The 15,862-nt window shown below is 61.6% G+C and carries 12 protein-coding genes; 10 read left to right on the top strand and 2 right to left on the bottom strand.

The genetic code is table 11. From position 1 onward, the window contains the following. The first annotated feature begins 372 nt into the window (after positions 1 to 372). The 9 genes from CKW24_RS07455 (at position 373) to CKW24_RS07415 (ending at position 13,238) form a co-directional block, all read left to right on the top strand. Positions 373 to 1,776, top strand: coding sequence for a polynucleotide adenylyltransferase PcnB (locus CKW24_RS07455; protein WP_095166571.1), 1,404 nt, complete (start codon positions 373 to 375; stop codon positions 1,774 to 1,776). 4 nt (positions 1,777 to 1,780) lie between these two features. Next, entirely contained in the window at positions 1,781 to 2,269 is a 489-nt protein-coding gene (gene folK, locus CKW24_RS07450) for a 2-amino-4-hydroxy-6-hydroxymethyldihydropteridine diphosphokinase (RefSeq protein WP_095166569.1), read from the top strand. Between the two features lie 245 nt (positions 2,270 to 2,514). After that, complete coding sequence (panB, locus tag CKW24_RS07445; protein WP_095166567.1) at positions 2,515 to 3,315, top strand: 3-methyl-2-oxobutanoate hydroxymethyltransferase; 801 nt, start codon at positions 2,515 to 2,517, stop codon at positions 3,313 to 3,315. Then, entirely contained in the window at positions 3,312 to 4,172 is an 861-nt protein-coding gene (gene panC / locus CKW24_RS07440) for a pantoate--beta-alanine ligase (protein WP_095166565.1), read from the top strand. The genes panB and panC overlap by 4 nt, the downstream gene beginning before the upstream one ends. 265 nt (positions 4,173 to 4,437) lie before the next feature. Further along, complete coding sequence (pgi, locus tag CKW24_RS07435; protein WP_095166563.1) at positions 4,438 to 6,102, top strand: glucose-6-phosphate isomerase; 1,665 nt, start codon at positions 4,438 to 4,440, stop codon at positions 6,100 to 6,102. Positions 6,103 to 6,231: 129 nt separating this feature from the next. Next, the gene (gene acs, locus CKW24_RS07430; protein WP_095166561.1) at positions 6,232 to 8,169 is read left to right on the top strand and encodes an acetate--CoA ligase; all 1,938 of its coding nucleotides are present in this window, start codon (positions 6,232 to 6,234) and stop codon (positions 8,167 to 8,169) included. Positions 8,170 to 8,223: 54 nt separating this feature from the next. Further along, positions 8,224 to 9,093 (top strand): oxygenase MpaB family protein, encoded by an 870-nt coding sequence (locus tag CKW24_RS07425; protein ID WP_095166559.1) that lies wholly within the window; start codon positions 8,224 to 8,226, stop codon positions 9,091 to 9,093. An 86-nt stretch (positions 9,094 to 9,179) separates the two neighbouring features. Then, on the top strand, positions 9,180 to 10,196 hold the full coding sequence (locus CKW24_RS07420; RefSeq protein ID WP_095166557.1) for a class I SAM-dependent rRNA methyltransferase: 1,017 nt from the start codon (positions 9,180 to 9,182) through the stop codon (positions 10,194 to 10,196). 93 nt (positions 10,197 to 10,289) lie between these two features. Then, positions 10,290 to 13,238: a DUF748 domain-containing protein gene (locus CKW24_RS07415; protein ID WP_095166555.1), complete on the top strand. Its 2,949-nt coding sequence runs from the start codon at positions 10,290 to 10,292 to the stop codon at positions 13,236 to 13,238. A 172-nt stretch (positions 13,239 to 13,410) separates the two neighbouring features. Here CKW24_RS07415 and CKW24_RS07410 read toward each other — a convergent pair whose 3' ends face one another. After that, complete coding sequence (locus CKW24_RS07410) at positions 13,411 to 13,767, bottom strand: BON domain-containing protein (protein WP_095166553.1); 357 nt, start codon at positions 13,765 to 13,767, stop codon at positions 13,411 to 13,413. A gap of 193 nt (positions 13,768 to 13,960) precedes the next feature. Then, positions 13,961 to 14,377 carry a pilin gene (locus tag CKW24_RS07405; RefSeq protein WP_095166551.1) on the bottom strand — a complete coding sequence of 139 codons (417 nt, stop codon included), beginning with the start codon at positions 14,375 to 14,377 and terminating at the stop codon, positions 13,961 to 13,963. Between the two features lie 266 nt (positions 14,378 to 14,643). Between CKW24_RS07405 and CKW24_RS07400 the strand changes: the two genes are divergently transcribed. Next, positions 14,644 to 15,861: a type II secretion system F family protein gene (locus CKW24_RS07400; RefSeq protein ID WP_095166550.1), complete on the top strand. Its 1,218-nt coding sequence runs from the start codon at positions 14,644 to 14,646 to the stop codon at positions 15,859 to 15,861. Position 15,862: the final 1 nt, after the last annotated feature.

The raw sequence follows: 15,862 nt of genomic DNA, 5'->3' as shown, positions 1-15,862 counted from the left end.
TCATTGCAACACAGCGATCAAAGCAATCCGTTTGCTCTTGGCTCCCGATTGGGAGGGTCATGCAGGGAAAACCTCATGACGTGGGCGCGACACAAAAACAAGAAGCCCAAAACCCATAATAAAAATAGAGCACGCAACTACTTCTTGGGGAGCTTCGGCTCCCCTTGTAGTTTCTGCCGTTTAGCCGACTGACACTGCACAATTCCCGCCTTCACGACGGCTTCGCCGGCGAACGCTGCTTCGCATGGCTCGACAGCTGCTACAGAGAACCGCGCAGCTTCCTACACCATCCCTCGACTAAATGCTAGAATCCCGGCCCATCATGCGGTCATTCTTGGTTATGGCCGAACATTCCTTCAAACAGTGCATCCCATGCTGAAGAAGCTGTTCCAGTCATTCCGTTCTCCCAAGCGTCATACGCAACACATTCGCAGCACGCCTGAAGTGCTCAACAGCGGCCAACATTCGCTGCAAAAGGGCCAATTCAGCCGTTACGCAGTGAATATCGTCGAGCGCCTGCAGAACGCCGGTTACCAGGCTTACCTGGTCGGTGGCTGTGTGCGTGACATGTTGCTTGGCATCACGCCCAAAGATTTCGACGTCGCCACCAGTGCTACACCAGAACAGGTTCGCGCCGAGTTTCGTAACGCGCGCATCATTGGCCGTCGCTTCAAGTTGGTGCACATCCACTTTGGCCGCGAAATCATCGAAGTGGCGACCTTCCGCGCCAATCACCCGCAAAACGACGAAGAGGAAGACAGCAACCAGTCCTCGCGTAACGAAAGCGGGCGCATTTTGCGCGACAACGTCTACGGCACCCTGGAAGAAGACGCGCAACGTCGCGACTTCACCATCAATGCCCTGTACTACGATCCGGTCAGTGAGCGCATCCTCGACTACGCCAACGGCGTACACGACATTCGCAACCACCTGATCCGCCTGATCGGCGACCCGACCCAGCGCTACCAGGAAGACCCGGTACGCATGCTGCGAGCGGTGCGTTTTGCCGCCAAGCTGAACTTCGGTATCGAGAAGCACACGGCCGCACCGATCCGCGACCTGGCCCCCATGCTGCGGGAAATCCCGTCGGCACGCCTGTTCGAAGAAGTGTTGAAGCTGTTCCTCTCGGGGCATGCCGCTGACACCTTTGAAATGCTGGTCGACCTGCAATTGTTCGATCCATTGTTCCCGGCCAGCGCCGATGCACTGGAGCACAACCCGACCTATACCCACACCCTGATCAGTGAAGCGCTGATCAACACCGACCTGCGGATCAAGCAGAACAAGCCGGTGACCCCAGCCTTCCTGTTCGCCGCCCTGCTGTGGCCCGCGCTGCCGGCCCGGGTCCTGCGCTTGCAGGACCGTGGCATGCCGCCGATCCCGGCCATGCAGGAAGCCGCTCACGAACTGATCGCCGAGCAGTGCCAACGGATTGCCATTCCCAAACGTTTCACCATGCCGATCCGCGAGATCTGGGACATGCAGGAACGCCTGCCCCGCCGCAGCGGCAAACGCGCCGACCTGCTGCTGGACAACCCACGCTTCCGTGCCGGCTACGACTTCCTGCTGCTGCGCGAAAGCGCCGGCGAACAGACCAACGGCCTGGGCGAATGGTGGACGGACTATCAGGACGCCAACGACAGCGAACGCCGGGACATGATTCGCGACCTCAGCGGCAAGGATGAAAGTGCCGGCGCAGCCCCACGCAAACGTCGCCGCACCGGTGGTGCCAAGCGCAAACGTGCCGCTGACGGCACGAGCGCTTCAGGCGAGTAAGTCGATGGAACGCATCTACATCGGCATGGGCAGCAACCTCGCGGCCCCGCAAGAGCAACTGCGCAACGCTGTACAGGCGTTGACGCAGTTGCCCAAGACTCAACTGACCGGGGTCTCGGCCTTCTATCAAAGCGACTCCCTGCTGCCAGGCCAGCCTCGCTACACCAACGCCGTAGCGGCGCTGGAGAGTGCCCTCGCGCCCCTCGAGCTGCTCGATGCGCTGCAAGCCATCGAAAACCAGCAAGGCCGCGAACGCCTTGAGCGCTGGGGCCCGCGCACCCTCGACCTGGACATCCTGCTGTTCGGCGACCGCCTCATCGACGAGCCACGCCTCAAGGTCCCCCACTACCAGATGCAGGAACGGGCCTTTGTGCTCTACCCCCTGGCTGAGCTGGCCCCCGCCCAACTGGAACTGGCGGACGGCCGTCGCTTGAGCGACCTGCTGGCAGCCTGCCCGTTTGTCGGCCTGGATCGCCTGGCCACCGGCGATTAATCCTACAGAGCGCACCGCACTCTGCTGAATCGCATCAGTAACGCCGGTAACACCCAGGCGGTAACACATCCAATTGACTTCCCGAGTTCTCATCACGACTATAGGCGTCCCGCTGCCGCCAACCCGGCACCAAGGGCGCAATCCAGGCTTTTCAAGCACGACAAAAGACCGTGCGCCTGAGTCCATGAAGAATCACGCGCGTTACTCGCAGTAGTTTTCCAAGCGCCTGAACGAGGATCCTTTTCATGCCAGCTATTACTCTCACCACCCTGCAGTCCCTGAAGCAGAAAGGTGAAAAGATCACCATGCTGACCTGCTACGACGCTACTTTTGCCCACGCCTGCAATGAGGCCGGTGTTGAAGTGTTACTGGTGGGCGACTCCCTTGGTATGGTGTTGCAAGGCCATGACAGCACCCTACCCGTCACGACGGCCGAGATGGCGTACCACGTGGCCTGCGTCAAGCGCGGCAACACTGATGCACTGATCCTCGCCGACCTGCCGTTCATGGCCAATGCGACGACCGAGCAAACCATGATCAACAGCGCCCAGCTGATGCAGGCCGGCGCGCACATGGTCAAGGTCGAGGGCGCACTGTGGCTGGCCGATTCGATTCGCTTGCTGGCCGAGCGCGGGGTTCCGGTGTGCGCGCACATGGGCCTGACACCGCAGGCGGTGAACATCCTGGGCGGCTATAAGGTCCAGGGTCGCAACGAGAACCAGGCACGGCAGATGCGTGCCGACGCCATTGCCCTGGAACAGGCCGGTGTCTCGATGCTGTTGCTCGAATGTGTGCCAAGCGAACTGGCCCTGGAAATCTCCCAGGCGGTGAAGATCCCGGTGATCGGCATCGGTGCCGGCAGCGGTACCGACGGCCAGGTGTTGGTGCTGCACGACATGCTCGGCCTGTCGCTGACCGGCCGCGCACCCAAGTTCGTGAAGAACTTCATGGCCGGCCAAGAGAGCATCCAGTCGGCCCTCAGCGCTTACGTCACGCAAGTCAAAGCCGTGACCTTCCCGGGTGCTGAACACGGATTTTCTGCATGATCACCGTCAACACCGTACTTGAACTGCGTGCCGCGGTCGCCCGCGCGCGCAGCGAAGGCAAGCGCATCGGCTTCGTCCCGACCATGGGCAACCTGCACAGCGGCCACATGGCCCTGGTCACCAAGGCCGCCCAGCAGGTGGATTTCGTAGTCGCGAGTATCTTTGTCAACCCGCTGCAGTTCGGTGCGGGCGAAGACCTGGATAAGTACCCGCGGACCCTGGCCGGCGATCAGGAACAACTGCTGCAAGCCGGTTGCCACTTGCTGTTTGCGCCGACCGTCGAGGAAATGTACCCCGACGGCATGTCCGGCCAGACCCGCGTCAGTGTCCCCAACCTGGCAGAAGGCTTGTGCGGCGCCAGCCGTCCCGGGCATTTCGAAGGCGTGGCGACGGTAGTCAGCAAGCTGTTCAACATGGTCCAGCCGGACCTCGCAGTGTTCGGCCAGAAAGACTTCCAGCAACTGGCGGTGATCCGCGCACTGGTGCATGACCTCAACATGCCGATCCAGATCATTGGCGAGCCGACTGTACGCGCCGCCGATGGCCTGGCCCTATCGTCGCGCAATGGCTTCCTCGATGAGCAACAACGGGCCGTGGCACCCGTGGTGTATCGCACCCTGAAAGGCATTGCCGACGCCATCGAGCAGGGTCGACGCGATTATCCGGCGTTGCTCCAGGCGCAGCTCCAGCAACTTGAAGCGGCTGGATTGCGGCCTGATTACCTGGAGATTCGCCACGCACAAAACCTGCGCCCGGCGACCCCCGAAGATCGCGACCTGGTGATCCTGGTGGCTGCCTTCCTCGGCACCACCCGCCTGATCGACAACCTGCACCTGAACCTCGATACCCCCGCCTAAACCCCGCACTTCCCCTTGTAGGAGCGAGCCTGCTCGCGATGACGGCATGTCAGTCAATGAGATGTAGAATCTGACGGCCTCATCGCGAGCAAGCTCGCTCCCACCACAAAGCCAAGACAGATACCCCCCTCAAGGTTTACTGTTGTCGGCCTGCGTTTTTTAATCATGTCTTCGTAGTTTTACCGGATAATATCTGCCGCCCGGCAGGATGTTCCGGGCTTTTCAGTGTCCTAAAGGCAGTTCAAGTAAAAGGAAACCCGCAGCGATGGCGTACTACCGCAACCCTCAAGACGTTACCGCTCTGCCAGCCTGGCAGGCGCTGAATGATCACCGCCAAGCCATGCAGGATTTCAGCATGCGTGAAGCGTTTAATGCCGACCCGCAGCGTTTCACCCAGTTCACCCTGAGCAGCTGTGGACTGTTCCTCGACTACTCGAAAAACCTGATCAACGAGCAAACCCGCAACCTGCTGGTGGGCCTGGCGAATGAAGCCGGCCTGCAGGACGCCATCAAGGCCTTGTTCAGCGGCGAAATCGTCAACGCTTCCGAAGGCCGCCCAGCGCTGCACACTGCCCTGCGTCGTCCGGTGGGCGACAAGCTGTCGGTCAACGGCGTCAACGTGATGCCGGAAGTGCACAAGGTGCTGAACCAGATCACCGACATGGTCGGGCGTATCCATGACGGCCTGTGGCGCGGCTACACTGAAAAACCGATCACCGACGTGGTGAACATCGGTATCGGTGGCTCGTTCCTCGGTCCGGAGCTGGTCTCCGAAGCCCTGCTGTCCTACGCCCAGAAAGGCGTGCGCTGCCACTACCTGGCAAACATCGACGGCAGTGAGTTCCACGAACTGGCCCAGAAGCTGCGCGCCGAGACCACGCTGTTCATCGTTTCTTCGAAATCCTTCAACACCCTCGAAACCCTGAAAAACGCCCAGGCCGCTCGCGCCTGGTACTTGGCCCAGGGTGGCTCGGAAGCCGAGCTGTATCGCCACTTCATCGCGGTCTCGAGCAACAACGCGGCCGCCGTGGCTTTCGGCATTCGCGAAGAAAACATCTTCCCGATGTGGGACTGGGTTGGCGGTCGTTACTCGCTGTGGTCGGCCATCGGCCTGCCGATTGCCCTGGCGATCGGCATGTCCAACTTCAAGGAACTGCTGTCCGGTGCCTACACCATGGACCAGCACTTCCAGAGCGCACCGTTCGAACAGAACATGCCGGTGCTGCTGGCCTTGCTGGGCGTGTGGTACGGCAACTTCTGGGGCGCACAGAGCCACGCGATCCTGCCGTACGACCACTACCTGCGCAACATCACCAAGCACCTGCAACAACTGGACATGGAATCCAACGGCAAGAGCGTGCGCCAGGACGGTACGCCCGTGTCCACCGATACCGGTCCAGTGATCTGGGGCGGCGTAGGTTGCAACGGTCAGCACGCCTACCACCAGTTGCTGCACCAGGGCACCCAACTGATCCCGGCCGATTTCATCGTGCCGATCGTCAGCTTCAACCCGGTAGCGGACCACCATCAGTGGCTGTACGCCAACTGCCTGTCGCAAAGCCAGGCGCTGATGCTCGGCAAGACCCTGGGCGAAGCGCAAGCCGAGCTGCGTGACAAGGGCATGAGCGAAGAGCAGATCGAGAAACTCGCGCCGCACAAGGTGATCCCGGGCAACCGTCCGAGCAACACCCTGGTGGTCGAGCGCATCAGCCCACGACGCCTCGGCGCACTGGTCGCGATGTACGAACACAAGGTCTTCGTGCAGAGCGTTATCTGGGGCATCAACGCGTTCGACCAATGGGGCGTGGAGCTGGGCAAGGAACTGGGCAAAGGCGTCTACAACCGTCTGGTGGGCAGCGAAGAAGCCCCCGCCGACGATGCCTCGACCCAGGGCTTGATCAACTACTTCCGCGGGCGTCACCGCGGCTGATCTGAAGCCCCGCTACTACCCCTGTGGGAGCGAGCTTGCTCCCACAGGCGTTTTAGCGCATGACTTGAACCCATTGATCACTCGGCGCATCTTTATCTCTTGTGGCCAAGACAAGAATAAGGAACCGTCATGTTCGATATCAGCACATTCCCCAAAGCCGATGCCGTCCGCCGGGCTGGGCAATTAAGTCAGGACGACTATCAACGCCTGTACCGCCAGTCCATCGATCATCCCGATAGCTTCTGGGCCGAACAGGCCAGACAATTTCTCGACTGGTCCCAGCCCTGGCAGACCGTCCAGCGCTGCGATATCAAGACTGGCCAAGCCCAATGGTTCGTCGGCGGCCAGCTCAACGTCAGCTACAACTGCATCGACCGTCACCTGGCCACACGCAGTCAACAGACCGCGATCATCTGGGAAGGCGACGACCCCGCTGACTCGCAACAGATCACCTACCAACAACTGCATGACCACGTCTGCCGCCTGGCCAACGTGCTGAAAAGCCGCGGCGTGAAAAAAGGCGACCGGGTGTGCATCTACATGCCGATGATCCCTGAAGCCGCCTATGCGATGCTCGCCTGCTCGCGCATCGGTGCCGTGCATTCGGTGGTGTTCGGCGGATTTTCCCCGGACTCGCTGCGCGACCGCATCCTCGATGCCGACTGCCGCACAGTCATCACCGCCAACGAAGGCGTGCGCGGCGGCAAGAACGTGCCACTCAAACACAACGTCGACCAGGCCCTGCTCAGTTGCCCCGCTGTCAGTACGGTGATCGTGGTCCAGCGCACCCAGGGCCAGGTCAATTGGCAGGAGGGCCGCGACCTCTGGTATCACCAGGCCGTGCACGATGCCAGCGCACAGTGCGCGCCCCAGCCGATGGACGCCGAGGACCCGCTATTCATTCTCTACACCTCCGGCAGCACCGGTAAACCCAAGGGCGTGCTGCACACCACCGGGGGCTATCTGCTGCAAGCAGCGATGACCTTCAAGTACGTGCTCGACTACCGCGACGGCGAAGTATTCTGGTGCACCGCCGACGTCGGCTGGGTCACCGGCCACAGCTACATCGTCTATGGCCCGCTGGCCAACGGCGCCACCACCCTGATCTTCGAAGGCGTGCCCAACTACCCCAACAGCTCGCGCTTCTGGCACGTCATCGACAAACACCAGGTCAACATCTTCTACACCGCCCCCACCGCGTTGCGCGCCCTGATGCGTGAAGGCTCCGTGCCCTTGCAGGACAGCTCGCGCAGCAGCCTGCGCTTGCTGGGCAGCGTCGGCGAACCGATCAACCCGGAAGCCTGGGAATGGTATTTCAATGCCGTCGGCGAACAACGCTGCCCGATCGTCGACACCTGGTGGCAGACCGAAACCGGCGGCATCATGCTCAGCCCGCTGGTCAGCGCACAACGGATCAAACCCGGTTGCGCCACACAACCAATGTTCGGTGTACAGCCGGTGCTGCTCGATGAGCAAGGCCAGGAAATCAGCGGCCCCGGCAGTGGCGTGCTGGCGCTCAAGTCCAGCTGGCCGGCGCAGATCCGCAGCGTTTACGGCGACCCGCAGCGAATGCTCGATACCTACTTCAAGCCCTACCCCGGCTACTACTTCACCGGTGACGGCGCTCGCCGGGATGAGGACGGCGATTACTGGATCACCGGGCGCATCGACGATGTGATCAACGTTTCCGGGCACCGGATCGGCACCGCCGAAGTCGAAAGCGCCCTGGTGCTGCACGACAGCATTGCCGAGGCGGCGGTGGTCGGTTACCCCCACGACGTCAAAGGCCAGGGCATCTACGCCTTCGTTACCCCGATGAACGGCATCGAGCCCGACGCAGCCCTGAAACAACAATTGCTGGCCCATGTCAGCAAGGAAATCGGCAGCTTCGCCAAGCCGGACCTGATCCAGTGGGCGCCGGCCTTGCCGAAAACCCGCTCAGGCAAGATCATGCGACGCATCTTGCGCAAGATCGCCTGCAATGAGCTCGACAGCCTCGGCGACACCTCGACCCTGGCTGACCCGAGTGTGGTCGCGGGGCTGATCGACAAGCGCCTGAATCAATGAGTCCGCTGCGGCCTGTGGGCCGCAGCCTTTTTCTGCTGTCGCCAACGAGTTGTCATGGAATTCATCCGTACCCGCATTGAAACCCAGATCATGAGCCTGAGCGGACTGTCCCTGGGCAAGCTCGACCTGGAGAACCCCAAGGGCGATCCCGGCCTGTTCGGCCCCGACTCGGTGAGCTGGCAGGTCCACGGGGACTTCAGCAGCATGCTCATCGGCGGCATCAGTGCCTTGATGCTGCAAGCCTTGCACCCGCTGGCGCTGGCCGGGGTCTGGGACCATTCGAACTTTCGCCAGGACATGCTCGGGCGCCTGCGCCGCACCGGGCAGTTCATCTCCGGCACCACCTTCGGCTCACGGCAGGACGCCGAGTGGCTGATCGAAAAAGTCCGCACCATCCATCTGCAAGTGGTCGGCACCGCCCCCGATGGCCGAGCCTACGCCGCCAGCGACCCGGACCTGCTGACCTGGGTGCACGTGGCCGAAGTCAGCAACTTTCTCGCCGCTCACCTGCGCTACCGCAATCCGCATCTCTCAGGCGCCGACCAGGACCGCTACTACGCCGAGATCGCGCTGGTCGCTGAGCGCCTGGGCGCCCGTGAGGTGCCGCGTTCGCGCCAGCAAGTCGCCGACTACCTGCAACGGATCCGTCCACAACTGCTGTGCGACGAACGCAGTCGGGAAGTATTGCGCCTGCTGCTGAACGCCCCCGCCCCCAGTCGTCTCGCCAAACCTTTCGGCGGGCTGATGATGCAGGCGGGGATCGACCTGCTGCCGGACTGGGCCAGCGCCATGCTCGACGTCAGCCAGAGCGCACTGCAACGCCAACTGATCCGCGCCAGCATCAACCGCAGTGCGCCGATGCTGCGCTGGGCGGTGCGTAATGGCTCGGTGCAGCGCGCCAAGCGACGTATGGGGCTGTTGTAGGTCCGGGAGCAAACGTGCTCGCACCTCCAGAGAAGCCCCATAGCTGTTAAACTCTCGCGCCCAATTCCCCCTGCAAGGCGCTACGCATGTCTTCCTTGAATCAGGCGCTGCGCGCCGCCCTCGATCATCGCCAAGACTTGCTCGCCGAGCTTCACCAGCAAGGCACCGACTGCTACCGCCTGTTCCATGGCAGCCAGGAAGGCGCCGGCGGCCTGACCGTCGACCGTTACGGTCCGCAGTTGCTGGTGCAGAGCTTTCACCAGGCGCTGGAGCGCGACGACCTGCTGGCGTTGCACGCCACGGTCAATCAACAGCTGGGCCTCGACACCCTGCTGGTCTACAACGATCGCTCCCGGGGCAATTCGCGCATCGACCGGGAAGACACCGTGTACCGCGCCGACGAGGCCGCACTGGCAGACATGGTCGGCCACGAGTGGGGCCTGAACTATCGGGTGCGCGGGCGCCACGCTGGGCAGGATCCGCTGCTGTTTCTCGACCTGCGCAATGCCCGTGGCTGGGTCAAGCAACACAGCCAGGGCAAGAGTGTGCTGAACCTGTTCGCCTACACCTGTGGGGTCGGCCTGAGTGCCGCCGCCGGTGGCGCGCGCGAAGTGTGCAACCTGGATTTCGCCGAGGGCAACCTGGCGGTAGGCCGGGAAAACGGCCAGCTCAATCCGCAGTTGCCGAGCATGCAGTTCGTCCAGTCCGACTATTTCCCGGCAATCCGTCAATTGGCCGGCCTGCCGATCAGCCAGCGCCGCGGGCAAAAGCTGCCCAGCTATCCACGCCTGGAACAGCGCCAGTACGATCTGGTGTTGCTCGACCCACCGGCCTGGGCGAAAAGCGCGTTCGGCACCGTCGACCTGCTGCGCGACTACCAGAGCCTGCTGAAACCGGCGCTGCTCAGCACCGCGGACAATGGTGTACTGATCTGCTGCAACAACCTGGCGAAAGTCAGCATGGACGACTGGCGCGAGCAGGTCCTGCGGTGCGCGGAGAAGGCCGGGCGCCCGGTGCGCGAATGCACAGTGTTGCCGCCAGCCGCCGATTTCCCGTCGATGGATCAGCAACCACCACTCAAGACCCTGATCCTGCAGCTCTGAGTCGCGGCGCCGGAATCTGAATAATCCTGATCGAGGTCATTGCTTCGGAACCAGAATCGCATGCCATACTCCAAGGCACTCCGATTCAAACAGATGAAGCCACACATGCCCAAAGGATTGATTCGCGCCATCGGCGCCTTGTTGACTGCTCTGGCCCTCTACAGCTTGCTGGGCTTTCTGATTCTGCCGGGTATCGCCTTGCGGATCGCCAATCAACAATTGGCCAATTACGCAGCGGTGCCAGCCAGCATCCAACGCATCGAGTTCAACCCGTTCAGCCTGGAGCTGACCTTGTGGGGCCTGAACATCGGCGAGCCTGGCAAGGAGCACGTCGGCTTCGAGCGTTTATACGCCGACCTGCAGATCGACAGCCTCTGGACCCGTGCCTTGCACCTGGCCGATGTGCAACTGGACAAGCCAAAAACCTCGGTGCTGTTCAGCAAGGACGGCACCCTGAACCTCACCCAGCTGTTCAAGCTGCCGGCCAGTGAACCGACGCCGGCCGACCCCGAGGCCAAGCCCTTCCCGCTGCGCATCGACCGTATCGACCTGGCCCGTGGCTACATCCACTTCCAGGACTTGCGGCCGAGCGAACCCATCGAATTCCTCTACGACAAACTGGATTTCGAGCTCAAGAACCTGAGCACCTTGCCGGAAGACAATGCCGAAATGAACCTGGTGGCGATTGGTCCGGCCGGTGGCCAGATCGACTGGAGCGGCAAGATCAGCCTGGTGCCCATCACGTCCGAAGGCAGCTTGAAAATCACCGATGGCAAGATGAAAGCCTTTTGGCCCTATGTGCGCGACGCGCTGCCACTGGTACTTGAAGAAGGCACGGTCAGCCTCAGCACCGACTACAAGCTCAACCTGTCCAAGGAAACCGAACTGCTGCTGAGCAACACCTCGGCCAGCATCGCCCCCTTTGCCATCAAGGCCCCGGATGGCCGACCACTCGCCCGTCTCGAACGCCTGGACATCAGCGAAACCAGCATCGACCTGGCTAAACAACAAGTGATTGTCGGCAAGATCCGCAGCCAGAAACTGGAGACTTGGGCCGCCCGCGAAGCCGATGGCCAACTCGACTGGCAGAAGCTGTTCGCCAGCCAGCCAGCCAAGCCGGCGGTCAAGGCCGAAGCGGTGGATGCACCGGCGGCGGCCGACTCACCTAAACCCGAGCCCGCTGCGCCGAGCAAACCCTGGCAGGTGCTGCTCAAGGATGTCGAGCTGCGCAATTACCAGGTGCACCTGGCCGATCGCCAAGTCAAACCGGCGGTGGCGCTGGAGGTCGGCCCGCTGAACCTGGACCTGAAAAATTTCGACAGTCTCAATGGCTCGCCCTTTACCCTCAAGCTCGATACCGGCGTGGGCAAGCAAGGCAAGCTGATGGCCGACGGCGAAGTCAACCTGGCCCCGGTCAGCGCCCGGCTCAACGTACAGACCCGGGACATCGACCTGCGGGTCGCCCAGTCCTACATCAGCCCGTTCATTCTTCTGGAACTACGCTCCGGGATGCTCGGCAGCGACCTGGCCGTCAATCTCAAGAGCACTGAACCCCTGGCCTTCAACGTCACCGGCAAGGCCCAGGTCGACCAGTTGCACACCCTCGACACCCTCAAATCCCGTGACTTCCTCAAGTGGCAGAAGGTCATGGTCGAAGGGCTGAACTATCAGCACGGCGACAGCCTGTCGATCAATCGAATCAACCTGCAGCAGCCCTACGTGCGGTTCATGATCAATGATGATCGGACCACCAACGTCGACGACCTGTTGATCCCGCAACCAGCCGACAGCACGGCGAAAACCACGGCAGGCAAACCTGCCACCAGCCAGGACAAGCCGCTGGGCATTCACATCGGTGGCATTGCGATCAACGACGGCTCGGCGAACTTTGCCGACTTCAGCCTGACGCCGAACTTCGCCACCGCGATCCAACAACTCAATGGCCAGATCGGCACCATCGACAGTCGCCAGGCCAAGCCGGCCTCGGTGGACGTCAAAGGCAAGGTCGACCGTTACGCCCCGGTGACCATCAAGGGCAGCGTCAATCCGTTCGACCCAATGGCAGCACTGGATATCGCCACCAGCTTCAAACGAGTCGAGCTGACGACCCTGACCCCTTACTCCGGCAAATTCGCCGGCTACCGGATCCGTAAGGGTCGCCTCAATCTCGACCTGCATTACCGGATCACCAAGGGCCAGCTCAAGGCGGATAACAAAGTGGTGGTCGAGCAGTTGGAGCTGGGCGAGAAAGTCGACAGCCCGGATGCGGTCAGCCTGCCGCTGAAACTGGCCGTGGCCTTGCTCAAGGACGTCGACGGCAAGATTTCCATCGAACTGCCGGTCACTGGCGACCTCAACAACCCCCAGTTCAGTGTGATGCCGATTGTCTGGCAAACCCTGCGCAACCTGATCGTAAAAGCGGCGGCTGCGCCATTCAAACTGATCGGCGGGTTGGTCGCCGGCGGCGGTTCCGAAGACCTGGGTACCGTGTCCTTCGCACCGGGCTCCAGCGAACTGAGCAAGGATGCCGAGGGCGCATTGGTCAAACTGGCCAGCGCCCTCAAGGAGCGCCCGGCCCTGCGCCTGGAAATCGAAGGCACCGCCGCGCAAAGCAGTGACGGCCCGTTGATTGCCGAGCAGCGCCTGGAGCGCGAGTACCAGTACAACTACTACAAGATTCTCCAGCGTCGCGGCGACAAGGTACCGGCCCAGGCTTCATTGCTGGAAGTCCCGGAAGGGGAAAAAACTCCGTTGCTCGAAGGGATCTACCGCACTCGCCTGAAAACCCAACCACCGGCTGAATGGAAGGACCTGGGCAAGGAAGAGCGCGCCGCAAAAATGCGTGAAGGGGTCATCACGTTCTGGGCGGGCAGCGATGTGCTGTTGCGTCAACTGGGCCAGGACCGCGCCAGCAGCATCAAGGACTACCTGGTGGACAAGGGCCAACTGGCCGATGACCGGGTGTACTTCATCGATGCCAACCTGGGTCAGGCCGAAAGTGACGGCCGGGTCATCACGCCGCTGCACCTGGACGCTGAGTAACCAAGGCTCGCGCAACTTTATCGCAGCCCAATAAAACAGGCCCCGACACGAATGTCGGGGCCTGTGGAGACCACATCCCTGTGGTCGGTCGCATGAACACTAGAGTCGCGACAGGTGCATGACTCGGCTCACCTGCCGCTTCTTCTCCCAGTCCAGGCGAGAAGCCTGCGCCTTACTCGGCTTTCAGACCGTCAGCCGATACGGCAGTGACGCCCTTGATGTTTTTCGCGATTTTCACCGCAGTGGCTTTCTGCGACTCGGTCACCGCAGTGGTGGAAGACAGCGATACCACACCTTTGTTGGTTTCGACTTTGATATCGGTACCCGGAATGCCTTTCTCGGTGACCAGGTCAGCCTTCACTTTGGTGGTGATCCAGGTGTCGGAAGTCGCTTCCTTCGCCTCGGTCACTTCACCGGCAGCCAGCACCATTGGCGACTGGGTGTTTTGGGTGGTCTGCGCAAAAGCTGCGTTGGCCAGAGTCAGGGTCAGAGCGGTAGCAGTTGCGGTAGCGATAGCGAACTTCTTCATACGGGTAACTCCTGTTTTTCCAGAAAGTCTGCTGTTTGCCTTCTCAGCAGGGTTACCGGTAATAGTGCGAACGCTGTGCCAACTTTGACCTTCGGAATAACTCCTTAATTATCAATAACTTAAAAAATAATCAAAAACCCGGAATCATGCAATTTGCATGACCCGGACATTCTCGACATGCAAGTTGCCGGAATCAGCCCTCGCTGGTGGTACAGCCTTTGGGGGAGTAGTCCGCAGCTACCGTGGTCGCGCAACTCCAGCCGCCCGCCTCGGTGCGTGAAAGGGTGAGGGTGCGGTTGAGCACCGGGCCTGGCGCATTCACCAGGGTGCAGCCGAGGCTGCCTAGCCCGGAAGCACCACTGCCCGCCGCCGAGACGGTGCAATGGCTGGTGATCTCACTGGCGCCGAGTCGTTCCAGGGTCGGATCAGCCCCCTGGTTGATGACGTCTTCGAATGGCACCTTGAGCGCCGAGATCTCGGCCAGTCCGGCCGTGACCTTGGCCCGCGCCTGATATTTGGAATACAGCGGCAACGCCACCGTGACCAGAATGCCAATGATCGCCACCACGACCAGCAGTTCGATCAGGCTGAATCCCCTTTGTCCCTTCACCGCTACAACTCCCTTTCTGCATGAGGCGAAGGCTCATGCTCGGCAGCAGATAACGCACAGCCCATGCCAAGTCCGCCAGCCCTTGCAAACCGGGCAGCAAAACCTGGTTTCGCGCATCCAAGGCTTTGCAAAACCGCACTAACTGACACTATTTGTCACTGCAGCGCGCGCCCACAGCGTCCGGCCTTGGCTAGGCTTTGCAGCGCAAGCCAGATTTGCCGCGGCGTCCGCCGGCAAACACCCGACAGGTCATCAAGGATTGAGTCATGGCGGTCAAAGCAGCAAAGGTCAGCCTGTACGCCTGGCAAGGCACCGATAGAACAGGCCGCAAAATGTCCGGCGAATCGAGCGCGCAGACTCCGGCCCTGATCAAGGCCCAGTTGCGCCAGCGCGGCATCATCCCGGACAAGGTACGCAAAAAATTCGCCCCCCTGTTCAGCGCTGGCCAACGGGTTACTGCCCAGGATATCGCGCTCTTCACTAGGCAAATGGCGACCATGCTCAAGGCCGGTGTGCCGCTGCTGCAGGCCTTCGACATCATCGCCGAAGGCTTCGACAACCCACGCATGCGGGGCCTGCTGGAGGACTTGAGACAGGACGTGATGGCCGGCAGCAGCCTGACCACCGCCCTGCGCAAAAAGCCGCAACACTTCGACGAGCTCTACTGCAACCTGATTGACGCCGGCGAGCAGGCCGGCGCCCTCGACACCTTGCTGGAGCGGGTGGCGAGTTACCGGGAAAAAACTCAACGGCTCAAGGCGCGGGTGCGTAAAGCCATGACCTACCCGCTGGCGGTGCTCCTGGTCGCGGTGATCGTCAGCGCTATCCTGTTGCTCAAGGTGGTGCCGCAGTTCGAAGTGATGTTCCAGGGTTTTGGTGCCGAGCTTCCGGCACTGACCCGCGGTGTGATCGGGCTTGCCGAATTCCTCCGGCACAGCGGCTGGCTGCTGCTAGGTGGGCTGCTCGCTGCCGCGTTGGGGGTGCACCAGACCCAACGCCGCTCCCCGAGGTTTCGCGACTGGCTACAGACGCGCTGGCTGGATCTGCCGGTGGTCGGCCCCCTGCTGCGCAAGTCGGCGGTCGCCCGCTATGCGCGCACGTTATCGACTACCTTCGCCGCCGGGGTGCCGCTGCTGGAGGCTTTGAATTCGGTGGCCGGGGCCACGGGCAATCGGGTTTTCAAACAGGCAGTGCTGGCGATCCGCGAGGACGTGTGTAGCGGCATGCAGTTGCATGTGGCGATGCGCAACAGCGGGGTATTTCCCAACCTGGCGATCCAGATGACCGCGATTGGCGAAGAATCTGGGGCGCTGGACGACATGCTCGGCAACGTCGCGAGCTACTATGAAGACGACGTCGAGACCCTGGTCGATCACCTGACCAGCCTGCTGGAACCCCTTATCATGGCTGTACTTGGGGTAATCGTCGGCGGGCTGGTGATTGCTATGTACCTGCCCATTTTCCAACTTGGTACGGCGATCTGAA

Origin of the sequence: Pseudomonas sp. Irchel 3H3, from assembly GCF_900187635.1 — a bacterium.
Classification (GTDB): Bacteria; Pseudomonadota; Gammaproteobacteria; order Pseudomonadales; family Pseudomonadaceae; genus Aquipseudomonas.
Note: the sequence above shows the minus strand (reverse complement) of the source record. Positions and strands in the feature narration are given on the sequence as shown.